Origin of the sequence: Hyalangium ruber (genome assembly GCF_034259325.1) — a bacterium.
Classification (GTDB): domain Bacteria; phylum Myxococcota; class Myxococcia; order Myxococcales; family Myxococcaceae; genus Hyalangium_A; species Hyalangium_A rubrum.
In genome coordinates, this window is record NZ_JAXIVS010000004.1 from 278,074 (window position 1) to 302,267 (window position 24,194).

The window sequence follows — 24,194 nt, forward strand, 5'->3', positions numbered from 1 at the left end:
CCTACACGAGCTCGAGCGCCGCGAGGGCCACCGCGCGGAAGACAGGGCTGGCGACCAGCACCGCCCCCTCGTCCACGTCGCTCGGGTCTCCACCCCGCATGTCCGGATCCAAGCGGGCCAGTACCCGCCCCGCGGCCAGAGAGGCCGGGTATGCACGGAAGGCCGCCACCGCCGCCTCCTCCAGCCCCGGCACCGGACCCGGCCGCGAGAGCGCCACGCCCTCCGCGCCCAGGCTCAGTGCCAGCGCGCAGAGGTAGCCGAGCTCCACCGGGCCGAAGCACGTCAGCGCTCCGGCGCCCACCACCAGCTCGTCCGGGCGGGTGAGGTAGGCCTCCACACCGCCCACCGGATCCATCAGCACACGCACCTGGCCCGCGCCCAGCCCTTCCAACGTGGGACGGAGCGCGGAGTGCAGCCGGGGCAGGCTCTCGGCCGTCACCACCAGCGCTCCCGGGGGCGTGGGGTGAGCGAAGGGGCTCGGCGTCGGCAGCGGAAGCGCCTGTGCGGCGGGCGCGGCCAGCTCGCTGGAGGACAACGCCGCGGCGATGCCATCCACGCGGTTGGCGGCGTCGGTCCGGCCGAGCAACCGCAGCGCCTCGGCATAGAGCGTCCAGCCATCCACGTCGACCCACTTCTTGCCGAGCAGCGTGGGCCAGAGGCGCGAGGCCAGCTTCGCTCCCTCGGGCGAGGGCGAGAGCCGCTCGGCCACCAGCCGCGTGGCCTCTGCCGAGAGGGCCTCGCGCGTCAGGAGGCGCTCGGCCAGCTTCGCCGCGAAGGGGATGAGCTGCGCGTCCAGGTAGCCGCGCAGGATGCTCTCCAGCGCATCAGGCTCCTCTGTCAGCCGCTCGCGCAGCTGCAGCGCCTCACCCGTGAGGCCGCGCGTATCCGCGAGCCTCGCGCGCCGCGCCAGCCGCTCCGGCGTCTCGGGCAGCGCCGCGAGCTGGGCCGCCGCGTCTCCCAGCCGGTCGAGCTTCTCGTAGGCATCCGCCAGCGGCTCCCTGTAGGGCTCCAGCGCCTCGGCGCCCGCCAGCGCCTCCAGACGCTCCGCCATGGCGGCGAAGGCCTCGCTGTCCTCCGCCTGGCCGTACAGCGCCAGCAGCTGCTTCACCGCGGGCAGGCACGTGGCCTCCTCCGCCAGCGCGTGCTCGAAGGACTCCCGCGCCCGTGCCCGCTGGGAGAGCGCGAGCAGCAGCTCGCCGCGCTCCAGGCGCAGGGCCACGCGCGCGCCCGTGTCCTCCTCGCCCTCGATGAGCTGGGCCAGGGTGTGCTCGGCGTCCTCGGAACGGCCCTCGGCGCGCTCCAGCTCCAGGCGCTCGCGCAGGAAGGCGGCGCGTCGCTCCGGCCAGCCCTCCGCCACCACGCCGAGCGCGGCGATGCGCTCCGCCGGGGACAGCGCCCGGACATGAACCAGCAGCGCCTCGGAGAGCTCCGACGGCATGCGCCCAAGCTCCGGCAGCAGGCGGTGGAGCCGCTCCGAGAAGTCCGGCGCGGAGGCCAGCGCCTCCAGCGCACGCAGGCGCAGCTCCACGTGTCCCGAGGCCGTGTCGAGCACCTCGCCCCGCAGCGCCACGGCCAGCGCCGCGTCCCGCGCGGCGCTCAGCTCCGCCAGCCGCAGCAGCCCCCGCGCGTCCTTCTCCTCGCGCAGGCCCTCCGCCAGCCGGCTCACGTGCGCGGACTCCACCCCCGGCATCGCCGCGAGGGCCCAGAGCGCCTCGCGCACGCGCTCCGCGTCCCCCGCCTTCTCCGCCAGGGAGAGCGCCTCGTCCGCCCTGCCCTCCGCCATCGCGGGCCCGAAGCCCACGTCCCGGGCCCGTGCCACGGCCCCTAGCTTCAGGAAGCGCTCGGCCAGCTCGGAGGGCTTCAGTGCCTCGGGCGTCTCGGCCGCGATGCGCTCCACGACTTCCAGCGCCTCGGCCTTCTCCTCGGCCTGCTCCCAGAGGTCCGCGGCCTCCAGCAGCAGCGCGGGCTTCTCTCCGGCCGTCGCCGAGCGCACCGCCTGCAGCAGCGCCTTCGCCGCGCGCGGCGCGTCCTCCGACGCCTGGTACAGCCGCGCCATCAGCCGCAGCGTGGGTACCTCGGGCGCCACGGCAGTTGCGGCCTTCGCCGCCTTCAGCGCCTCGGGGATGCGGTCCGCGGACTCGAAGTCCCTCGCGGCGGCGACGAGCAGCTCCGCCTTCGCGGCGCCCTCGGTCAGCTCCGCGCGCGCCGCCCGCACCTCGGCGCGGCGAGAGGGCTCCTCCTCCAGCAGTGGCTCCAGCGCCTCCAGCGCCTCTGCGTAGCCCGCGCCTTGCGCCCCGCGCGCCACCACCAGCTCCAGCACCTCGCGGGCCCTCGCCTCCTGCTCCGAGGCCCGGGCCAGCGTGGCGATCTCCAGCCGCAGCACGGACGCCTCGTCCGCGTCCGCCGTCCGGTCCACCAGCCGCTGCAGCGCCTCCAGCAACGACTCGACCTCTCCTCGCTGGCGCAGCCCCTCCACGAGCGAGCGCAGCGCCGCCTCGTGCGCGGGGTCGGCCTCCGCGGCCCGCTGCCGCAGCACCCAGGCCTGCTTGGGGTCGGTCAGCTCCTCCTCGGCCAAGGCCGCGGCGGCCAGCAGCAGGTCGGCCGCGCGAGTTCCTCCGGCCGCGGTGGCGCCCGCCTCATACACCTCCATCAGCTCGGCGTGGCGGCTCAGGCCCCGCAGGCCTTCGACCGCCCGGTCGATGATCGAGCCGTCCGCGGGGCGCAGCCGCGTCAACGGCAGCAACGCTTCGATGGCCTCCTTCGGATCGTCGAAGAGGTCCGCGGCGCGGCGGTAGAGCACCTCCGCCGTCGCCCCATCCGCCTTGCGGGCGAGCTGGAGCGAAGCGCGGTAGAGCCCCGGCGTATTGCCCGTGCGCGCGTACGCCTCCGTGAGCAGCGACAGCGCCTCCTGGCCGCGCTCGCCATCGGGCTCCAACTGGACGACGGCCTCGAAGGCATCCGCCGCGTCCCGGTACGCGCCCGCCGCGAGCGAGGCGTGCCCCAGCCGCAGCCAGGTGCGCACCCGGACGGGGACGGGCAGCTTCTCGCCCACCGCTACCAGGCGCCGGTCATACGGCTGCGCGGCGAGCGGACCTCCGCCCTCGGCGGCCAGCTCCGCGCGCGCGGCGAGCGCCTCCACGTCATCCCCCGCCTGGGCGAGGTACACATCGAAGGCCTCGGCGGCCAGCAGCGACTCGCCCGCCTCCAGGAGCAGCTCGGCGCGCTCGCGCAGCAGGGGCAGCGCCTCCGGAGCCGGCACGGCCTCGGCCCGCTGCGAGAGCAGGTCCGCCAGCCGGCGCACGTCTCCCGCCAGCCGCTCGCGCAGCAGCCCGAAGGCCTCGGCGTTGGACGGGTCTCTCTCGAAGGCCTGGTCCTCGCACAGCAGCGCGCGCTCGGTGGCGCCCGCCTCCCGGAACGCCCGGGCCGCGACGAGGTAGCTCTCGGCGGCCTCGCGCGAGGACTGGCGCTGGGCCCGGCGCAGCATCAGCGTCGCGAGGGACGGGTGGTCGCCCGTCTCGGTGAGGAAATCACGGTGGCGCGTGAAGACGGCCTCGCGGAACGGATCGGCCTCCAGGAGGAGGGAGTCGAACTCCGCCGCATCCTCCGCGCGCCCCACCTCGTGGAGCAGGTCCGCCGCCTGAGCGGTGAGTTCCAGGTCATCCGGAGCAGCGGCGCGTGCGGCGAGCAGCGCGGCGGCGGCGGCGTCCGGACGTCCGGCCCGGTCCTGGTAGAGCGCGGCCGCGCGGCGCAACAGCAGCGCCCGGCGCTCGGTGTCCGTCTCCTCCGCGGCGCAGTCCTCGTACCAGGCGGCCAGCTCCGCCACCCGGCCTTCCCGCTCCAGCAGCTCGGCGAGCAGCGTCTCCGCCTCGGCCAGGGAGCGGTCTCGGCGCAGCGCGTCCCGGAGGAAGGTCTCCGCCTTGCCCGAGTCCGTCAGCACGCCCAGGTACAGCCGCGCCAGCCGCAGCAGCACGGCGCCCTGCTCCTTGGCCCCGGCATGCAGCGGCAGCGTGCGCTCCAGCCAGCGCGCCTGCGCGGCCGAATCGTCCCGACGCGTGGCGAGCGCCTCGCCCATCTGCGCCGTCTCGAGGTCCGCGGACAGCCGGAACGAGCGCTCCAGGGACTCCTCGGCCGCGGGCAGGTCCAGCTTCACGTCCCGCAGCAGCTCGGCGCGGCGGCGCTCGTGGGCGGCGGCGGCGGCGGGCTTGCCCTGGGACTCCAGGAGCTTTCGCAGCGCGGCGAGCGCCTCCAGGGCCTCGTCCATCCGGCCCGTGTCCTCGGCCAGCCGGGCCTCTTCATTATATGCGGCGAAGGCCGCGTCCGAGTCGCCCCGCTGAAGGCCGAGGGTGGCCACCCGGCGCAGCTCCACGAGCAGCTCCTGGGTGCGGCCCTGCTCCCGGTAGAGCGCGGCGAGCGACTGGCGCAGCGGCAGCGGCTCGGCGGCCATCTCCGCCGCGCGAGCGAGCAGAGCGGCAGCCACGTCCACATCCGCCAGTGAGGCGCGCGCCCGCTCCGAGAGCGCCACCAGGCGACGGGAGGTCTCCTCCGAGGGGGGCAGGGACTTCGCGTGCGTGACGAGCACCTCGAAGGCGGCGCGAGGCTCGTCCTTCTCCAGTAGCGCGGCGAGGCGCTGGACGGCCACCTCGTTGCGCGGGCGCTCCGTCGTCAGCCGGCGCCAGGCGGCCACCGCGCGCGGGCGGTCTCCGGCCTTCTCGGCCAGCTCTCCCAGGCGCAGCAGCGTGGCCTCGGCGCGCTCGGGCTCCTGGGCGAAGTCGACTGCCGAGGCGAGCGACTCCTGGAGGGGCAGCGCCTCCTTCACATCGCCGTGCAGGGCGAGCAGCTCGGCGAGGACCTCCAGGTCCTTGCCCCGCGCGGGCACGAGGGCATGGGCGCGGCGGACCAGCCGCAGCGCGCGCTCCGGGTCGGCGGCGGCGCGGGCGTGAGCGGCGCCCTCTCGCAAGAAGGCAGCGGCCTCAGTGGGCTCGGCGCGGTCGGCGGCGGACTCGAGGAGCTCGGCGGCCTCCAGCGGCTCGCCCTTGTCCACCACGAGCGAGACGAGGCGACGGCGCACCGCCAGGTCCTCGGGGGCGAGGCGCAAGGCTTCCCGCAGCGCGGCCTCGGCGGGCTCGGGCTCTTCGAGGCGATCGAGGTAGAGGCTCGCGAGCTCCGCGTACAGCGCGGCGGCGGCGGTGGGCGGAGCGTGGGGGGCCTCGGAGGCGAGGAGCGCGGCCAGACCCGCCCAGTCCTCCAGCTCCCGGAGCACGCGCTGAAGCGCGACGGTGGCACCGGGGTGCCGGGGTGAGAGCGTGAGCGCCGCATCCAGGCTGCGCGCGGCCTCCTCGCGCTGGTTGCGCTGCTCCAGCAGAGCGGCCCGGGCCAGCAGTGCCTCCACGCGGCGGGGCACGGGCCCCTGGCGTGAAGCCTCCGCGAGCGCCTCGGCCTCGGCCTCCGGCTGCCCATCCCTGCGGGCGAGCGTGGCCAGGGCGAAGAAGGCCTCGCAGCGCTCGACGGCGGGCAATTCCAGCGCGACGGCGGCCCGCAGCGCCTCACGCGCCGAGCCCCGGTCATCCTTCTCCACCAGGGAGGTGGCGAGCACCAGCAGGCGCTCCCGGGCGCGCGCGCCCAGGCTGGCGTCAGCGGCGACGGCGCGACGCCACGCGGACAGTTCGGCCGCCTCATCCCCTGCCTCGCGGGCCAGCTCGGCCAGGGCGAGCAGCAGCGGCGCGGGCCGGCGCGAGAGCCGAGCCGCCTCGGAGTAGTCATCCCGGGCGGCATCGGAGCGACCCGCGGCGCGGTGGAGCGTGGCGCGGCGGGCGAGCAGCTCGGCGCGGGACTCACCCTCGGCGGCGGAGATCTGCGTGCCCAGCAGCGTCAGGCGCTCGGATTCCTGCTCCGGAGTGCCCGTGCCGGGCGGAGGCAACAGCTCCAGCAGGGACTGCGCGGCCCACAGGTCGCGAGGCTCCTCGGCGAGCAGGGCCCTCAGGGCCGTGGCGGCCTCCGTGGGACGGCCCAGCGTCAGGGCCAGCTCCGCCAGCTCGCGCCGGGCGTTGCGCTGGGCCTCGCCGGAGAGGCGCGGCCACAGCTCGGTCAGCAGATCCGCCAGGGCCTCGCGCGCGCCGGCCTTGCGGTGCAGCGCGGCCAGCTCGAGCTGGGTATCGAGGTCCGACGGAGCCAGGGCGCTGTACTGCGCCAACAGGCGGCGGGCGGCGTCCGTGCGTCCCGCGCGCACCGCGGCGGTGGCGGCCTTGCGCGTGAGCGAGAGCCGCTCCTCCTCGCGCGGGGCGTCCGCGTCGGTGGGAGGCAGGGCCAGCACCGCCTCGAGGTCCTCCAAGGCGCCGCGCGGGTCGGTGGGCAGACGCAGCTCACCCCGGCGCATGCGGGCCGGAGCGAAGGTGGCGTCACGCTCCAGGGCCTCGGCGAGGTAGGTCTCCTCGCGGCTGGTACCCGCGGCCAGGAGCGAGGCGCGGTAGAGCAACCGGGAGCCCACCCGCACATCGGAGACGAGGAGGGCCTTGCGCGCGTACAGCTTGGCGGCCTCCAGCTTCTCGCCACGCTCCAGCTCCAGCTCGGCGAGCGTGTCCAGCACCTCGCCGGCCATGGGGCCTTGAGGGTCCGCCTCGAGCGCGGAGGACAGGCGCGCCAGGGCAACGGGCTTCTCGCCGCGCTCCAGGAGCAACCGGGCGCTCTTGAGGAAGAGGGGCGAGGCCTCTCCGGGGCGGTCGGCGGCGAGGAGCGCCTGGGCGCGGGTGCCCCAGAGTTCGGCCAGCTCCCTGCCCTCGCCCAGCTCGGTGTAGAGGGCCTCCAGCCGGGCGGCGAGCGCGTCATCCAGGCGGCGCAGCGGGAAGGCCTGCGCGTAGGCGGCGACAGCACCCTCGCGGTCTCCCAACAGCTCGCACGCTCGGCCCAGGCGGGCGCGGATGTCGGCCAGCCGCTCGGGCGCGGCGGTGCGCGGCAGCGAGGACAGCAGCGTCTCCAGCGCGCGCCGGGCATGCTCCGGCCGCTCGCAGCGCAGCGAGAGGTCCGCCAGGTCCAGCAGCACGGCGGGGTCCGGCGCCAGACGCGCGGCCTTCTCCATGGCCACCAGCGCCTCGCCGATGCGACCCAGCCGCGCCTCCAGCACTCCGGCCAGCTCGCGCAGCGCTGCGGAGGCCAGTCGCTTGTCGCCCTGCGCCTCGGCCACGCGCGCGCGGTCCTCCAGCGCGGCGGCGAGCCCCGCCATGTCCGAGCGCTTGCGCTGAAGGGCGCACAGCTCGCCCAGCGCCGGCAAGTCATCCGGCTCGGCCTTGAGCACCTCCTGCAGCGCGTGGACGGCCAGGTCGAGGTCGAAGGTCAAGTCCCGCGCGGCCACGGCGAGGCGGCGGTACTTCTGGGCGCGCTCCCGAGGCTCGGGCGTCAGGCGCGCGAGCGCCGAGAGGCAACGGGTGAGCTGGCCTCCATCGCGGCGCGCCTCGGCCAGGGCGAGCATGGCCTCCAGCGCCGCCTTGTTGTCGGGGTCCGCCTCCAGCGCGGAGGTGAGGAGCCGCTCGGCCTTCTCCGGCAACTGGAGCCGTCCCCGGTACAGCTCTCCGGCCTCGGCCCAGAGCGCGGCGCGCTTGCCGGGCTCCTCGTACACGGCGGCGGCCTTCTCCAGCGCGTCGGCCAGTTCCTGCGCGCGGCCGGTGCCCCGGAAGTACGGAATCAGCTCCTCCAGGGCCACCACATCGCGCGAGTCGAGCGCGAGCGCGGCCTCCAGGTGCTCGCGGGCCCGCGCGGGATCTCCCAGCTTCGTGCGCGACAGCCGGGCCATGGCGTGGTGGCTGGCGTGCGCGGCCTTGCGCACCCCTTCCGAGCGCGGCGCGGGGCCCGCCAGCTCCAGGGCCTGCTGGTAGCCGGCGAGTGCCTCCTGCACCTTGCCGAGGCGCTCGGCCACGCGCGCGGTACAGAAGAGGGGCTCGGCGTCCCCGGGCAGCAGCGTCACCGCCTCGCGGTAACGCAGGAGCGCATTGTCCGGCTGCTGGAGGCCCTCTTCCCACACATGGCCGGCGAGCAGGTTGGCCTGCCCCACCCGGTCCAGTTCGTGCCGGGCCAGGGCCACCTCGCGCAGGCGGTCCAGCGCCTTGAGGGCGCGCAGGTGCTCACCGCCACGGAAACACAGCTCGCCCAGCAGCAGCAGCGCGTCCGGTTGATCCGGCGCCAGCCGCAGCGCGGCCTCGCAGTGCAGCCGGGCACCGGCGATGTCGTCCTCGGTCTGGGCGCACAGCCGCGCGAGGTGAACGTGGGCGTCGGCGGCCTCGGCCGGATCCCTCGCCAGCGCGGCCAGACGGCGGTAGGCGCGCACGGCGCCAGCGCGGTCCTTGGCCTGGTCCGAGGCGCGGGCCAGGGCCTTGAGCGAAGGCAGGTGGTCCGGCTTGAGGCCCAGCAGCTCGTGGAGCGCCTTCACCGCCACCTGGGGCGCGGTGTCGCGCGAGCAGCGCGCGGCGGCCTCGGCGGCGTAGAAGGCGGCGGCATCCTCGGAGGTGCGGCGCGACAGGGCGCTCAGGGCCAGGTAGCGCTCCGCGGCCCGGGCACCCTCGCCCCGGCGCTCGCGCACCACGGCCTCGCCCCAGAGGGCGGCGGGGCTCTTCTCGCGGCGGCGCAGCAGCGTGGCCGCCACATCCAGCGCCATGTCATGCGCCTGCGGGTCCGCCACGAGCAGGGACAGCAGCCTCTCGGCGGCGAAGGGGTGCGCGTCCTGCGCATCTCCGGACTGGAGGTAGGCCTCGCGCGCGTCGGCGAGCCGGCCCTGGGCGATCAGCGCCTCGGCCTCGGCGAAGGCGCGCGCCCCCTCGAGCGTCATCAACAGCTCGTCATCCGGCGCGGCCGGAGGAGGCAGCCCCCCGGCGGCGAAGCGCAGGCGCAGCCCCTTGCTGGACACCTCGGCGGCGGCCAGGCGCGCCTGGTCCAGCTCCGGCATCTTGAAGCCCCGCGTCACCGCCGCCAGCCGGCACAGCTCCGGCAGCACGCGCGAGGTGAAGCCCGTGGCGCCCTGCGTCTCCACCTCGGGCAGCAGCGCCAGCGCCTCCACCGCGGAGGCGAGGATTCCCGGCACCTGCACCGAGGGCGTGGGAGAGAAGCCATAGAGCCGCACGTCGTAGACGTAGAGGGCCAGCTTCTCGCCGTCCCCATCGAAGGCGACCTTGAAGGTGACGGGGGTGCGCTCCGGCCCCTGCAGCCGGGCCTGGCCTTCCAGGTAGCCCGGGCGGAAGTGCAGCTTCAGCTCCTCCAGGCCCGAGAGCCGCCCGGCCAGCTCCGCCACCTTGCGGGCCACCAGGTCCGCGTCGACGGTGAGTTCCAGGAAGCCGAACAGCAGCTTCTTGCGCTGGTAGCGCGAGGCGCCCGCGCTCACGTTGAAGGGGAAGGTGACGTCCGGAATCTGCAGCGCGAAGTCGGCGATGCTCAGCCCAGGCGCGAGCGGCAGCGGCGGAAACCCCACGAAGGCGCGGCGGTCCAGCAGCCGGAGCTCGGGGGAAGCGGCGCGCGCGTCAGGCGCGGACTTGGGGGAGTCACTTTCGGTGGCCATCGAGGAGGGGGCAGAGGGTATCACGGGGGCTAAGTCCTCGAAATTTTTACCGTTCCCCCGCCAGGAGGGCTTGCGGCAAGGCGGCCGCCCTCACCGGGAGTCGCACCCGCGCGCCCCCTGGAGATGGACCATGCGCGGCGCGGCATTCTCGGCCAAGATGGCCGGCGGTGCTGGCCCCCGACTCGCTCGTCCTCGAAGGCCGTTTTCGGGTCATCCGCCCGCTGGGTTCCGGCGGCATGGGCGAGGTGTACCTGGGTGAGCAGGTATCCCTGGGTCGCAAGGTGGCGATCAAGGTGCTGCACCACGATCTGCACATGCAGGCGGGCATGGTGGAGCGCTTCAAGCGCGAAGCACGCCTGCTCTCGGCGGTGGAGCACCCGGCGGTGGTGCGCATCATCGACTTCGGAGAGTCCGGGGACGCGGCGTGCCTGGTGATGGAGCTGGTGGAAGGGGTGAGCCTCCACGAGGCCCTGCAGACGGGCCCCCTGGCGCCCGCGCGAGCGCTCACGGTGCTGCACCAGCTGGCCGAGGGCCTGGCGGCCATCCACGACCAGGGCATCATCCACCGCGACATCAAACCGGAGAACGTCTTCCTCACGCGCGGCCCGCGAGGCGAGCAGGCGCGGCTGTTGGACTTCGGCATCGCGCGGCTGGTGGAGCCGGACGCCGACAGCGCGGTGAGCCAGGTGGGCGTGGTGCTGGGGACGCCCGAGTACCTGTCGCCCGAGCAGGCCGTGGGCGCGCGGGTGGATGTGCGCAGTGACCTCTACTGTCTGGGGGTGCTGGCCTACCGCATCCTCTCGGGGCGGCTGCCCTTCGATGGGCCCACCGCGCGCCAGTTCATCGCCCAGCACGCCAACGCCGCGCCCCTGCCGCTGGATCGCGCCGCGCCCACGCTGGCCACCCAGCCCACCCTGGTGGCGCTGGTGATGCGGCTCTTGGAGAAGGAGCCCGCCAACCGGTTCCAGACCGCGCATGCACTGGCGGAGGCGCTGACCGCCGTGGCCGCGATGCCGCTGCCGGCCCACACCGCGCCACCCGGAGTGCTGGTGCCCGCCACCACCCCTCCTCTCTCCAGCGGCACGGCGGCCTTCGGCGCGGCGGCGGCGCCCGCCCTGAGCCCGGAGCCCATCTCCCACCGCACTGCCGCCTTCGGCGCGGCACCGCCCGTCCCTTCCGGGGAGAGCGGCGGCCCCGAGCCTCGCGGCGCCACGCAGGTGCTGCCCCCCACGAGCAGTGGCACGGCCGCCTTCGGTGTGGCACCTCCTCCCGGCGCTTCGATTCCGCCGCCCACAGGCAGCGGCACGGCCGCCTTCGGTGTGGCGCATCCTCCCGGCGCCTCGATTCCGCCGCCCACGGGCAGTGGCACGGCGGTCTTTGGCGCCGCCGCGCCTCCGGCCCGCTCGGGGTTGACGGGCCTCTTCGGAAGCTCCTCGGTGGGGGTCGCGGGCAGCGGCGCGCTCGCGGGCAAGCCGCAGAACCTCACGCTGATGCTCACCAGCATCCAGGGCTTCGCCGAGCTCACCAGCCGGCAGACGCGGGAGGAGCACCTGCGGATGCTGGAGACCTACGAGCAGCTCCTGCTGCCACTGGTGCGTGAGTACTCGGGCAAGCTCGTGCAGCAGCGCGGGGACTCGCTGCTCGCGGTCTTCGAGTCGCCCACGGGCGCGGTGCTCTGCGGCATGGGGATGCAGGACCGGCTGTGGCGCCACAACCAGGCCCTGCCGCCCGAAGCCCAGCTCCACGTGCGCACCTGCCTCCACGCGGGCGAGGTGCTGCTGGCGCGCGACTCGGTGCTCGGCGAGCCGATGGAGGTGGTGAAGGCCACGGAGCAGGTGGCGCTGGCGGGGGAAGTCACCTTCACGGAGTCGGTGAACCTGGCGCGCAACCGCGCCGAGGTGGTGGCCGAGCCGTGCGGCACCATTCCCCTGCCCGGCCGAGGCGATCCGCTCCAGCTCTACCGCAGCAAGCGCGCCGCCGAGGGGCCTCCCTTCGGGGGCCGGGACATGGGGAGCGCGCCCACGGAGAAGCGCCCCGTGGTTGCCTGGAAGCCCTCGCTGGGGGAGCTGAGCCAGAAGCTCTCGGGGCTCTCCCGTGGCCCACGCGGCCGGGTGGGAGCAGCCCTCGCCGGCGGCCTGCTGCTCCTGGGCGGCGGAGCGCTCTGGCTCTGGAGCCAGAAGCCGGAGGTGCAGGCGCGGCGCCTGGTGAACGCGGACAAGCCAGCGGAGGCCCTCAAGCGCCTCGAGGCGATACCGGCGGAGGAGCGCAAGGCCCCAGCCCTGCGACAGGTGCGCGCCCTGGCGCTGCACGCGCTGAAGCGGCACGACGAGGAGTACGAAGCGCTGCTAGCGCTGGACGCGGAGGCGCGCAAGGACGTGGAGGCGCGAGTGCTGGACGGGCTCGCGGAGGACTTCGGCGAGAGCGAGGGGAGCAAGGGGCTGCGCAAGCTGCTGGGCGCCCTCCCGAAGGAGCAGCTGCACGCGCACTTCGAGGAGCTGGCGGAGGGTGGCTACTCGCCCAAGCAGTGGGGCGCGCTGCGCTACCTGGAGGCGGCCCAGGACACGCAGGGGCTGGACCTGGTGGAGCTCTACACGACGGCGCTGGCGTCCGAGGACTGCGGCGTGCGCGCCAAGGCAGCGAGGAGACTCGGAGCGCTGGGAGGCACGGGGGCGGTGTCCGCGCTCCAGAAGCTGGCCGAGCAGCCCCGGGACAAGCAGCCGCTCGGCACGAAGAACTGCGGTCAGGACGAGGCGGAAGCGGCGCTCAACGCGCTGAAGAAGTCGAACTGAGCGCCCTCCGCCGGTGCCTCAGTCATCGCGCTTCGCGTGGCCCTTCTTCTTGCCACGGCCGTGGCCGCGACCGTCATCATCATCATCGTCCCAGTCGTCGTGGTGGTCGTTGCGGCCCTTCACCTTCTCGTTCACCTTGAGCAGCTCGCGCGAGTACGCGTGGTAGTCGAGGTGGACATGGCCTCGGGCACCCGAGGCGAAGGCGGCGAACTTCACCTTCCACACGTCATTGCCCGTGCGGTGGGCATCCTTGAGTTCGCACTGGTAGCCGCGAGACCGGCAGTGGTTGAAGCCGAGGTTCACCGCCTCGTCGTAGCTCATCGCCACGGGGCGGGAAGGCGGAGGCGGAGGCGCCGGACGGCGGGGCGGGCGGGAATGGACCACGCAACCCTGAGCGAGCAGCAACACACCGAGGAGCATGAGGATTCGCATGCCCCCTCCTTACGGCGAAGGGGGCGGAGTCTTCAAACCCACACCACTCCCAGCGAACCCCACCTGCGCCTCAGCCCTCCCACGTGGACAGCATCGAGCGCACCCGCGTGTACCTGGCGAGCAGCTTCTCGCGGTGGGCGCTGAGCAGCACCATGAAGCCGACCACGAGCAGCCCCAGCAGCGACAGGAAGGCGGCGCCCACGCGGTGGTCGCGCATGCCGAAGCGCACCAGGTTTGCGACGATGCACGTCACCAGGAACGCGGTGCCCAGGTACACATAGGAGCGGATGCGCAGCGCGATGCCCGCCATCACTCCCAGCAAACACACGAGCACGCAGAGCAGCATTCCCCCAGCGTCGCTGAACATGAGGGGCTTCCACGCTCCGGCGACGTAGATGACGGTCACCGCGCAGGCGCGCATCCACGCCACGGTGTCCGGGGCCAGCGAGTCGCGGAAGATGCGCAGCAGCACCAACAGGGAGAGGCCCGCGGGGATGACGTAGTACTGCGGCTCACCGGCGCCGATGCCCGCCCAGAGGACGAGCAGGGCCGCGTTGAAGGCCACGACAGAGGCCACGGACGCCAGCCCCCGGCGCGAGGGATGCGTGGCGAGCGCGGCGAAGTGGGCGGCGTGGCCGGCGAGCAGCGCAGCGGCGTAGGCGGGCTGGTCCCACGGCGCGGTCAGCAAACCGGCCAGGGGGAAGAGGAAGGCGCCCAACAGCGCGGGCCGGCGGAAGGCGGGCAGCCCCGAGCTCTCGCGCTGCACGAAGACGTAGAGGCCGGAGAAGAACGCGCCGCCTCCGAGCGCCACGAGGCTGTCCGTGACGCTCAGGCCCTCGACGCCCATGCCGAGCAGCCGCGCGCCGAGGTAGCCCAGCGCGACGGCCACCTGGGCGTAGTACACGGAGAGCGCGTCCTGCCGAGTCACCGCGCGGCGGACCAGCGCCACCACCAGCACCCCGAGGCCCACCACCGCGACGAGCGCCTCTCGCAGGGCGCCTCGGGAGCCATCCACCACCAGGACTCCCAGGAACACCTCGAGCAGCGCGACCGTCGCGAGGAAGTGCCCCACGCCCCGGCGCACCTTCTCTCCGGCGAAGGAGAGCGCCACGGTGGCGAGCAGCGCGGTGGCGGCGCCCAGGTGCGGGACGATGAACTCCTTGCCACGACCGGACGAGAACGTCGCGCCGAGGAACATCACCAGAACATGCACGGAGACGAGCGTGGCGAGCCAACCCACCACCTCGCGCGAGCGCCGCCGATACACCACGGCCCACGCGGCCCCCGTGGCCAGCGCGAAGCTCAGCGGCGCGCTCACGTGCCGCACGCTCTGCAGGCCCGCGAGGGCCAGGAGCGAGAGCATCCACCCACCGTGGTGCAGCGCCCGGCCCACGCTGAACTCCCGAGCATCCAGCACGGTGCCCACCAGGCAGAGCGCGAGCCCCGTCCCTCCGACGACGACGGGGAGCCACACGGGCGACACCGTGGCCACGAGCACCCCACCCAGCAGCGCGGTGGCGACATAGGCCATCCACTCCTCGCGGCTCACCATGAGCACGAGCGCGGCCAGTCCCGCGGGCACCGCCACCACCAGCGGCAGCACGCCGGGGCCTCGATCGAACAGGAAGTACGCCAGCAGGCCTCCGAGGGTGAGCACCCCCGCGCCCCAGAAGGGCTCGCTCCAGGTGTCCTCCAGGCTCGGGAGCACCTTGGCCGCCGCGGACGAGAGGGCGCGCTGCACGCGGCCGGACTGGCACACGGCGGACAGGAGCGCGGCGGCGAGCGCCACTCCGGCGAAGGCCAGCGCTGCCAAAGGCCGTGCCTCCATGAAGGAGTACAGCTCCGTCTCCCCGAGCGACACGAGCGCCAGCACCAGCACAGAGGCGGTGAGCAGCCAGCGCAAGGAGAGGAGGAACGCGGCCACGAACAGCACCCCGGCCATCCCGGCGAGCGCTCCCGGAGTCGGAGCCCCGATCACGGACACACCGGTGAGCGCCAGCGCGCCCAGGGTGGCCAGGGGACGCAGCCCGCTGTCCGGAGCGCAGCGGAAGAAGGCCGCCAGCCCCGAGGGGCGGTGGTACTCGAGCACGCCCAGCGCCAGCAGCACGCCCGCCGCCACAGGCCGGGCCTCGGGGATGAAGGCGAGCAGCAGCGTGGCGAGCCCCACGCGCACCGAGGGGCGCCGGCCCGGCATGAGCGCCAACGACATTATAAGGAGGAGCCGCGAGGCAATCCCAGCCTCCACCGCCAGCATGCCCAGGCCCACCAGCAGGAGCGTGCCCTGCATCCACTCGGAGAGCCGCTGTGCCAGCTTCGCCTCCGCCGCCGGGCCGAGCAGCAGCGAGCGCGCGGCGGGCAGGTGCTCCACGGCGCGAACCACCAGGAGCGCCAGCAGCGGCAGGGCCGGCGCGAAGACCGGAACGGCCCCGCCGAGGAGCATGGTCCCTGCTGTGAACAGCGTGCCGAGCGCCGCGAAGACCGGCTTGCGGCTGGCCCGCATCCACAGCAGCGGCAGGACCACGGTCCCCGCGAGCAGCAGATCCACGGGTGCATGCTCCCAGGTCAGCAGGGCCACCGCGAGCACGCCCACCGAGGAGAGGATGGCCGCGAGGGCGAAGCGCCCGCCCCCGGCCAGCACGGCCGCCACCGCGCGCCGCTCCTCCAGGAGGGCCAGGACGCTCAGGAAGGCCGCCAGCCCCAGCAGGGCCACCGGCGACGGCCCCAAGCCCACGGTGGCATAGCCCGCGGCGACGAGGACACTGAGGGACGGAGGCACCGCCCGGGCGGTGAGCAGCGCGGCGAGGGCCGCACAGAGCAACAGCCCCATGTGCGGCTCACGGGAGTCCACCGCCAGCGCCGGAGCGAGCGCGAGGAGCAGGGCCACGAAGCCCGCGGTGAGCGTGCTCGGGCCACGCCCCCAGCGCACGGTGGCGAGCGAAGCCCCCAGGGACCACAGGAGGATGAGGCCCATGGACAGCCCAGGCGTCATCCAGGACCACGGGACGAAGACTCCCGGCCAGGAAGGCAGCAGGGCCAGACCCGCGATGACCACCGCGAACGGCCGCATCGCCGGGAAAGAGCGCGATGCGATGGCCACCGCCGCCGCCGAGGCGAGGAGGATGACGCCCAGCGCGGGCGTCTGGACTCCCCAGGCGACGACCAAGGCGGCGAAGGCATAGAGGGTGCCGGGCACGCCCAGCAGCCGCAGCCTTCCGCCTCGTTCGCCCAGGAGCGCCAGGCCCACCGCCACGGCGGCCATCGCGGGAGACACGCCCTCCCACGCCCCACGGGAGAGCGGCGCGAAGCCCGCCGCCAGCTTGGGCACGGCGGCGGCGAGGACGAACGCGGCCAGCGCGATGAGCCACGGGTCCGCCAGGGCCCAGGTGGCCAGGAGCGCGGCGGCGCCCACGAGGCCGATGCCCACCGCCGACGTCACGCTGGTGCCCGCGGTAAGGCCGAAGAGAAAGCCCACCAGCGCCAGCACGCCCACGGCGCTACTGAAGAGCAGACGCGTGCGGCGGGAGCACACGCTGGCCAACCCCGCGAACACCAGCGCCGGCAAGCCGCACACCACGGAGGCCACCGCCGGGCCGAAGAGGCCATGCGCGGCGAAGGGCACCACCAGCATCACGAGGGCGCCCGTGCAGGCCAGGTAGAAGCGCTCGAACCACAGGCCACAGAAGACGCACACCACCGACAGCGCCAGCGCGCTCCAGAGGGCGGGGCGCAAGTCGGGGCCCGCGAGAGACACAAGGACGAACAGGCCGCTGGCAGCCGCCGTGGAGCGCAGCAGCACCTCCGCGATGCGCGCCTCGCGCCCATCCCCCCCACGCTCCGCGCGCGCCATCCACCGAGCGGCCAGCACCACGCCAGCGAGGACGAAGGGAAGCGCGGTCAGCGCGCCGAACTGGAACGGCAGCTTCTCCGAGGGCGGATAGCCCAGCCGCGCCTTGAGCAGCGCGATGAGGGTGGTGATGAAACCAGGGATGAGCTGCCCGCTGGAGGCATAAGCGAGGTACGCCCCGAAGTACGTGGGATAGAGCCAGCTCAGCCTCGCGAGCGAGCCCTTCGACAACCGGTACACCGTCCAGGTGAAGACGGCCGAGGTGAAACAGAAGGCGGGAGGCGCCCCGGTGCCCGCGAGGACGATGCAGCCCACCTGCAGCGCGGCCACGGCGATGGAGAGCGAGTCAGCGGCCTTCTCCTCCGGGAGCTCGCGGAAGGCCAGGCACGTGGCGAGGAGGAAGGCGAGGAACGGAGCGTACGTGCCGGCGGACGGAGGAGTCCCGGCCGCAACCAGCGCCAGGTGCAGCCGGATGGCGAACAGGGCCAGCAGATAGAGCGGCGCCACCAGCGCGAAGGCGAGCGCGGCACCTTGCCGGGGCTCGGCGGTGGTCCGGCGAGAGAGGACGAAGAAGAGTGCGCAGGGCAGCGCGTTGAGCCACAGCGCGGGGGCTCCCAGTCTCGCGGCGAGCGGCGCCAGCCCCATCATGACCGTGGTCACGACGATGCTGGCCTGGATGAGGGGCCGGGAGGGCGCATCGAGCGCCTCCGCGGGCCGGCGCACCATCACGGCGGCAAGCGCGGACCACCCGAGCAGCAACGGAACGAGCAGTGCGGGGTGGACGCCATCGAGCCCCAGCGCCTCTCCCAGGGGGAGCATGCCTCCCATGGGCCCCAGGGCGAGGCCCGCGAGCGGCGCCACCGCCGAACCGATGAGGCCCAGGATGCGACCCGCGCTCTGCAGGGCCTGCCGCCGCGCCAGGAACGCTCCCCAGGCGGAGAAACCGACCGAGTAGAAGGCCGTCATCCCGAAGACGACGAGCGAGCGCGAGAGCGAGGTCATCCCCGACCAGCTCTCGAAGACGAAGTAGAGGGTGCCCGCGAGGATGAGGAAGGCGCCGACGAACCAGCCGATGCTCTCGTAGAGGAAGGGCCGCCAGATGCGGTCCCAGGTCGAGGTCTCCTCGACGATGCGAGCCGTGAGGCTTCGCGGAGCCGGCGCATCGAAGATCGGCTCGGTGGTGACCGGAGGCAGCAGCTCCTCGACCTTCGGCAGAGGCTCCGGTTCCGGGGTGCGCGCCTCCTCCTCCACTGGAGCCGTGAAGAAGGCCTGCGCGGCCCCCACGGACGGCGCCTCCACGGGCGCGGGCTGCACGGGAGCAGGCTCTTCCACGGCGGCCTGCACAGCCACCTCGTCCACGGTCGGCACGGGCGCCGCCGGCTCCACTGCGGGAGCCACCTGCGGCGCGGAGCCATCCGCCAGCACGGAGAGCAGCACCCGCACCTGTCGCTCGTAGCGCGCGGTGAGGTAGCGCATCGTCCGAGGCGAAACCTCGAGGTCATCCCACCGCTTCATCTCCTCGAGGATGAAGTGGATATGTGCCAGCTCCGCCTCCACGGCTTCGCGAGGGCGCGGCGCCATGGCGGTTCCACAGAGGCTGCAATAGCGGCCGCCGAGGCGCTCTTGCTGACATTGAGGGCAATACATGACCCGATCCCCCTAACAACAGCTGTGCCACCCAGGATGCCCAGAAATCCCGGGCACTTGGAATCACCCCCCACCCCGGGAGCTGACACCGCCACGACGCGGTGCGCAGCGACCGTGTGCATCCGCATGCACAACCGAAGGGTCTCTCCTCAGTGCGTGGACTCGGAGAAGAGCCGCACGCGCGCGGGCGGCCCCAGAGGCACCGGCGGAATCCGAGGCACGGACACCGTCGCGGAGCCATACATCCGCACCGCGTCGCCGCTCACCAGCGAGGAGCACCGCGATGCGTTCTCCGCCACGAGCTGCGCCTCCACGAGCGAATTGCCGACCATCTCCACCTGCTCATGCGCCATCACCGCCGCGCTGAAGCCACAGGTGTGGATCCGTGAGTTGCTCCCGCGCAGGACCAGGTCTCTCCCCGCCAGGAGCACGAAGCCCTTGGGGCTCACCGGGCGGAAGGAGAGCGCCTCGGCCTCATGGACGATGTTGCCGGTCGCGATGAGGCTCACGCCATACGATGCATCCGCGAGCAGCTCCGCGCAGACCGGCGTCTCGAAGTTCCTGAAGCGGACGTTGCCCTCCACGAACCAGACGCCCCGAGGCATCCGCGCGCGCTGCGGAGCAGCGGGGTTCGCCATGAAGTCGAAGGTGACGTCGCGCATGTCCCGGCGTCCAAAGCCCGACTGTCCCGGGTAGATGCCGGTGTCCCCCACATCGCAGCCCAGCGGTCCGGAGCTCACACTCGGGACGCCGTCCGCACGCCAGATCCGCGGAGAGCCGGCCAGGGTGATGGAGGGCACGGAGGCGCGCAGCCCGGGGTCTCCATCCGACACGTGGATATCCAGGGCCTGGCGCGTGGCATCGAGCAGAGCCCAGCACGTGGCGCAGTCCTGGGGACCGCAAATGCGGGGGCCGGCGCGCGGAAAAGGACAGGCGCTGTAGTTCCACGCATACAGCCGAGCCTGCGCGGGGGCCGCCGTCTCATCCAGCCGCAGGTAGTAGAAGGGCGTGCAGTCCGTGCCCACGCACCCGAGCGGCGCGAGGGTGACGTCCCACGGAGACACCCGTGGCGGGGCCTCCACGGTGACGTTGGCGGCACACTCGCCTCCCGCTCCGCCCAGGGAGGCCGAGCACTGACTGCCCGCGCTCTGCCCCACGCAGGTGTTACCCAGGCCGCAGGAGTTCCAAGGCGCGCCCGAGGAGCACCCCGCGCCACACAGGCACCCGCCTTCGATGGAGCCCGTGGCCACCACGTCCCCGAAGGGGCCACACACGTGAGCGCCGCCCTGCATGAGCACGGTGCCGCCAGCGATGAGGCCCGCCGAGTCCCCCGGCCCCACGAGCACCCGCAGCGTGTGGCGCGCGGCGTTGCCCTCCAGGCTCGTGCCGGGATGGACGCCAATCACGGTGACCCACACCAGCCCGTCGCGATCCCGCACGGGGTTGGCCCGCGCCACCCCCGGAAGCGCTCCCTCCAGACAGTTGCCCACGCGGTTGTTCCCCGAGGCGGCCCAGAGCACCGGGTCGTCCTGCGCATCATCATCGTTGTCGTCGATGCGCACGAAGTACGCTCCCTCCGCGCCGTTGTCGGCGGGTACGCGAAGGAACACCTTGCCGCTGGAGGCGGCGACGACGGGCTCGCCATCGGTGAAGGCGGGCAGGAAGTCATCCGAGGTCCCGCCCCCGAGGGCCGGCAGGTAGGCGCAGTCCGTATCCAGATTGGGGTCCAGCGCCCGGTCGAGGTCCACCTCGCGCTCCAGCAACGCCCCGAGGTACGCGCGCGTGCGCTCCAGGCCGGCCTCGGCGAGCACCCGCGCCTGGGCATCGCTGCGCTCGAAGGTGGCGGTGACGTCCTCATCGCCCGCGCGCTGGTGCGCCACCGCCACCAGCAGCACCAGGATCGCGAGCAGCAACATCACCGCGAGCAGGATGTAGCCACGAGCCGGGCGCGAGGAGGAGGAGGGCAACACGTCGGGTTCCTAGTGCCTCAACGTGAAGGCGGAGAAGGTGTCGTAGGTGACGGGCTCGCCCGAAGCAGGCGCCATCAACCGAAGCGCCACCTCCACGCGCCGCACGCGCCGCAGGTCCATGGGCGCCAGGGGCAGCGCCTTGAACTCGACGCCCTGCGCATCGAAGTACCGGAAGACGAGCCCACCGGGGGCCGCGGTGCGTAGCAGAGGCTCCCAGGGTGTCCCCTCCTCCTTCGCGCGACACGGCCGCGACAGCCCGCTCAGGGTGGCCTGGACGCCGACCCGCTCCCAGCACTGCTTGCGCTCCACGGCGCCTCCCTCGAGCCGATAGAACACCCGGTCCAGCGAGGCCACCCAACCCCGGTTGGGCACCTCGAAGAAGTCCCGGGGAATCGGCTCGTCGAACACCAGGGCCAGGCGACCAATCGCGTTGCCGAACACGCTCGAGGACACCTGCCGCTCGACCCAGCGCCCTGCTCCGTCCACGAGCACCAGCCATTCACCGGCCTGGTACTTGTTGAGCCCCCAGGGACAGGTGGGCGAGGAGTGGGGAAAGTCACGGCAGTCCTGGCCCGGCCCGGCGAACAGCAGCGAGGCCTCGTCGGTGCGGCACGCCTTGGCCCCGGAGCCATCCACGTCACAGCTCCCGTTCAGCTCGTTGAGCAGCGCCACGCCCCGGTCGGGCAGCGGCGGGAAGGCCTGGTTGGCGGCGAAGGCGGACACGCCGTTGAGGTTCGAGTCTGGCCGGGGCAGGTCCGAGACGAACACCAGGGCCGTCTCATCCGCGAGGATCAGCGGACCGGGATACAGCTCGCCCAGTCCCTCCCGCCGGGCGCGCGTGGGCCGCCCCAGGCCCGCCTGCCGCAGCTCCCGGCCGAGTTGGCCCAACAGCAGGCTGGCGTCCTGCTTGAGCCGGCCCAGCTGTGCCTCCCGCTGGTCCATGCGCGAGCGGTGCAGCAGATAGCCCATCATGGCCGTGAGGATGATGAGGCCCACCCCGCTGGCGACGAGCACCTCGATGAGCGTGAAGCCCCGCCGCGCTCGGGTGCGCGCTACCATCGCAGCGTCTCCCGCACCACCGTGCGCCCATCCGGAGCCGTGATGGTGACGGTGGCGCGCAGGTAGCTGAACGAAGTGAGTGCCCCCCGGACGTTGCCATCCTCCACGTGTACGGGCGCGAGGGTCCACACCCAGTCCGAGTGGCCTGGGACCGAGCCACTGGAGGGCGCCGTCCACACCGGAGAGTTCAGCGGCTGGGAGCGCAGATACTCGAGCCGCTCGGTGGCGGCGCGCTCCATCTCCAGCGCCTCGATGCCGCGGTAGAGCCTGCGTCGGGAGGCCACCTCTCCGGAGGCAATCGCGGCCAGGGTCAACGAGAGCAGCACGCCGCCCGCGAGCGCCTCCATGAGCAGATGTCCCCTGCCCTGCCTCGCGCGCCGGAGGCTCACGGACAATCCCCCTCGATGCCCTCGAGCGTACACACGGGCCCCAGCGGCGCGACCACCACCGCGCGCGGTCCCTCCTCGGGCCCCACGAGGAAGCGCCAGGCGGCATTGTTCCAGGTGCGTCCGGTGGGGCGGAACACGAGCGAGCCCAGGGACTCCTGGCGCACCGTCATGCGCTCGGGCAGGCGTACGCGCTCCACCTCCACGAGGGCGATCGGATCCACCCGGGACTCACAGTCAGCGTCCCTGCGGCGGCTCACCCGCAGCGTGTCGCCCGGAGCGCCCGAAGCCACGGGGACACCGTCCGAGAGCACCTCGACATGGTGGCACCGGCCGGTCTCGAGGGCGCGCTGGCGGGCGCGCACCAGGAGCTGCGCGGCGGAGTCGGTGGCGAGCCGCAGCCGGAAGCGGGCATGCACCGGCTGCAACCCGACGGCGGTCATCGCGCTCATCATCATGAGCAGCGCCACCGTGACCATCAGCTCCATGAGGGTGTAGCCGCGCATCCCGCCCGTAGCAGACCATGAACCGGGCGGGAGGGCACGTCTCCCTCGGCCTGCCCCTACCCGCGCAGGAACGCGGTGCCGAAGCTCCCGGCCCGCTCCGCCTCGCCTAGCAGCGCATTCGACGGCGAGATGCCGACGATGTGGATGGCCTCGATGCCCTCCTCGAGCATGGCGAGGCTCTCCTCCACCTTGGGAATCATGCCGCCCTGAATCACCCCGGAGGCGATCTTCGCCTTGGCCTCGGCGGGAGTCAGGGTGGGCAGGCGGGTGGACGGATCCTCCTTGTTGGCGAGCACGCCGGGCACGTTGGACACGAGGAACAGCTTGGCGGCCTTGAGCTTGGCGGCCACGCGCGTGGCCACGGTGTCGGCGTTGATGTTGAAGACGCCGCCCTGCGCGTCGCCCGAGAGCGAGCCGAGCACGGGGACGATGCCCGCGTCGGACAGCTTCTCGAACAGGCCGACGTTCACATCCGTGACGTCGCCCACCAGCCCCAGATCGATGGGGTCGGGCCCGGCGCCGGTAATCACCTTGGCGGGCCGCTTGCGCGCGTCGATGAGGCCCGCGGAGACGCCAGTGGTACACAGCGCGGGCACACCGGCGATGCGGAACGCGGCGGCAATGTCCACGGACACCTGGCCCGCGAGCGTCATCTTCATCACCTCGAGCGTGGCCTCATCGGTGACGCGGCGGCCACCCACCATGCGCGGGGTGAGACCGAGCTTCTGCGTCAGCTCGGTGGCCTGGGGCCCACCGCCATGAAGGACCGCCACGCGGACCCCGGCATCCAGGAAGGCGCGCACGGCGGCGCCGACACTGGCGGCCAGCTTCGGCTTGTCGGCGGCCAGCTCGCCGCCAATCTTCACGACGAACCAGCGACCCTTGAACGCGCCGAGCCCGCTCACGGCCACAGCCCCGGCTCGGCCAGCGTGGTGCGCTCGTCGAAGCCCATCATCACGTTGAAGCTCTGGATGGCCTGGCCAGCGCCGCCCTTGACCAGGTTGTCCAACGAGGAGAAGCACACCACGCGGCGGGTGTCCCCGGTGACGGGGCCGAGCGTGAAGCCAACCTCCACGTAGTTGCTGCCCGCCACGCCAACCACCTCGGGCTGGCGCCCACCGCTGATGATGCGGATGAAGGGCTCCTTGCCGTAGGTCTCCTTCCACAGCGCGTCGAGCTGCTCCTGGGTGGTGGAGGCGGGCACGTTCGCGAACGAGGTGGAGAAGATGCCGCGGGGCAGCGGCGCGGAGACGGGGACGAACTCCAGCGAGAGGTCCTGCGAGCCGCCGGCCAGACGCAGCGTCTGGAGGATCTCCGGGATGTGCTGGTGCTCCAGGGGCTTGTAGGTGCGCAGGTTGCTGGCGCGCAGCGGGTGGTGGGTGGTGATTTGCGGGTTGGCGCCGCTGCCCGAGGAGCCGGTGGCCGCCACGGTGTGAACGGGGCCGCGCAGCAGTCCGCCCTTGGCCAGGGGCATGAGGCCCAGGGCGATGGTGGTGGCGAAGCAGCCGGGGCTGGCGATGTAGCGCGCGTTGCGGATGGCCTCGCGGTTCAGCTCGGGCATTCCGTAGACGAAGGTGCCGTCGGTGAGGTGCTGGGGCGCGGGGTGGGCGACGCCGTAGTACTTGTTGTAGGCGGCCGGGTCGCGCAGGCGGAAGTCGCCGGACAGGTCGACGATGCGCACGCCCGAGGAGAGGATCTCCAGCACCACCTGGGCGGTGGTCTTGTGGGGCATGGCCAGGAAGACGACGTCGGCGCCCTTGACGGCCTCGGCGGGAGCCACCTGCTGGAAGGTGAGGTCAGAGAGGCCGGCGAGGTTGAGGTGGACCTCGCCCACCTTCTTGCCGATGTTGTCCACGGCCGTGGTGCGAACGACCTCCACGTGGGGATGGAAGAGGAGCCGGCGGAGGATCTCCGCGCCGCCGTAGCCCGTTCCACCGATGAGGACTGCCTTGACCTTGTTGGCCATGTACCAGGACTCCTGAGAGGTTCGAGGGGTGTATAGGGGCTCGCCGGGCGCGAATCCACC

Annotated in this window: 10 protein-coding genes; 1 reads left to right on the forward strand and 9 read right to left on the reverse strand. The window is 73.3% G+C overall.

Translation table 11 applies throughout. The features are described from left to right. Window position 1: 1 nt before the first annotated feature. Window positions 2–9,535 carry a flagellar hook-length control protein FliK gene (locus tag SYV04_RS13405; RefSeq protein ID WP_321546551.1) on the reverse strand — a complete coding sequence of 3,178 codons (9,534 nt, stop codon included), beginning with the start codon at window positions 9,533–9,535 and terminating at the stop codon, window positions 2–4. 167 nt (window positions 9,536–9,702) lie between these two features. Between SYV04_RS13405 and SYV04_RS13410 the strand changes: the two genes are divergently transcribed. Continuing rightward, complete coding sequence (locus SYV04_RS13410) at window positions 9,703–12,324, forward strand: protein kinase domain-containing protein (RefSeq protein WP_321546126.1); 2,622 nt, start codon at window positions 9,703–9,705, stop codon at window positions 12,322–12,324. Between the two features lie 18 nt (window positions 12,325–12,342). Here SYV04_RS13410 and SYV04_RS13415 read toward each other — a convergent pair whose 3' ends face one another. The 8 genes from SYV04_RS13415 to argC form a co-directional block, all read right to left on the reverse strand. Further along, window positions 12,343–12,756 (reverse strand): hypothetical protein, encoded by a 414-nt coding sequence (locus SYV04_RS13415; protein ID WP_321546127.1) that lies wholly within the window; start codon window positions 12,754–12,756, stop codon window positions 12,343–12,345. Window positions 12,757–12,826: 70 nt separating this feature from the next. Beyond that, entirely contained in the window at window positions 12,827–18,181 is a 5,355-nt protein-coding gene (locus SYV04_RS13420) for a hypothetical protein (protein WP_321546128.1), read from the reverse strand. A gap of 215 nt (window positions 18,182–18,396) precedes the next feature. Further along, window positions 18,397–20,217: a hypothetical protein gene (locus SYV04_RS13425; protein ID WP_321546129.1), complete on the reverse strand. Its 1,821-nt coding sequence runs from the start codon at window positions 20,215–20,217 to the stop codon at window positions 18,397–18,399. 9 nt (window positions 20,218–20,226) lie between these two features. Beyond that, entirely contained in the window at window positions 20,227–21,276 is a 1,050-nt protein-coding gene (locus SYV04_RS13430; RefSeq protein ID WP_321546130.1) for a PilW family protein, read from the reverse strand. Beyond that, the gene (locus tag SYV04_RS13435) at window positions 21,270–21,665 is read right to left on the reverse strand and encodes a hypothetical protein (RefSeq protein WP_321546131.1); all 396 of its coding nucleotides are present in this window, start codon (window positions 21,663–21,665) and stop codon (window positions 21,270–21,272) included. The genes SYV04_RS13430 and SYV04_RS13435 overlap by 7 nt, the downstream gene beginning before the upstream one ends. After that, window positions 21,662–22,168, reverse strand: coding sequence for a pilus assembly FimT family protein (locus SYV04_RS13440; RefSeq protein ID WP_321546132.1), 507 nt, complete (start codon window positions 22,166–22,168; stop codon window positions 21,662–21,664). Before SYV04_RS13440 ends, SYV04_RS13435 begins: the two co-directional genes overlap by 4 nt. A 56-nt stretch (window positions 22,169–22,224) precedes the next feature. Continuing rightward, window positions 22,225–23,073, reverse strand: a complete 849-nt coding sequence (gene argB, locus SYV04_RS13445; RefSeq protein WP_321546133.1) for an acetylglutamate kinase — start codon at window positions 23,071–23,073, stop codon at window positions 22,225–22,227. Then, window positions 23,070–24,134, reverse strand: a complete 1,065-nt coding sequence (argC, locus tag SYV04_RS13450) for an N-acetyl-gamma-glutamyl-phosphate reductase (RefSeq protein ID WP_321546134.1) — start codon at window positions 24,132–24,134, stop codon at window positions 23,070–23,072. The genes argB and argC overlap by 4 nt, the downstream gene beginning before the upstream one ends. Between the last annotated feature and the right edge of the window lie 60 nt (window positions 24,135–24,194).

Bases quoted from the DNA above. Each gene is read 5' to 3' on its own strand.
- SYV04_RS13420 (WP_321546128.1), bottom strand. From the start codon at position 18,181: ATGGCGCCGCGCCCTCGCGAAGCCGTGGAGGCGGAGCTGGCACATATC.
- SYV04_RS13405 (WP_321546551.1), bottom strand. From the start codon at position 9,535: ATGGCCACCGAAAGTGACTCCCCCAAGTCCGCGCCTGACGCGCGCGCC.
- SYV04_RS13415 (WP_321546127.1), bottom strand. From the start codon at position 12,756: ATGCGAATCCTCATGCTCCTCGGTGTGTTGCTGCTCGCTCAGGGTTGC.
- SYV04_RS13440 (WP_321546132.1), bottom strand. From the start codon at position 22,168: ATGCGCGGCTACACCCTCATGGAGCTGATGGTCACGGTGGCGCTGCTC.
- argC (WP_321546134.1), bottom strand. From the start codon at position 24,134: ATGGCCAACAAGGTCAAGGCAGTCCTCATCGGTGGAACGGGCTACGGC.
- SYV04_RS13430 (WP_321546130.1), bottom strand. From the start codon at position 21,276: ATGGTAGCGCGCACCCGAGCGCGGCGGGGCTTCACGCTCATCGAGGTG.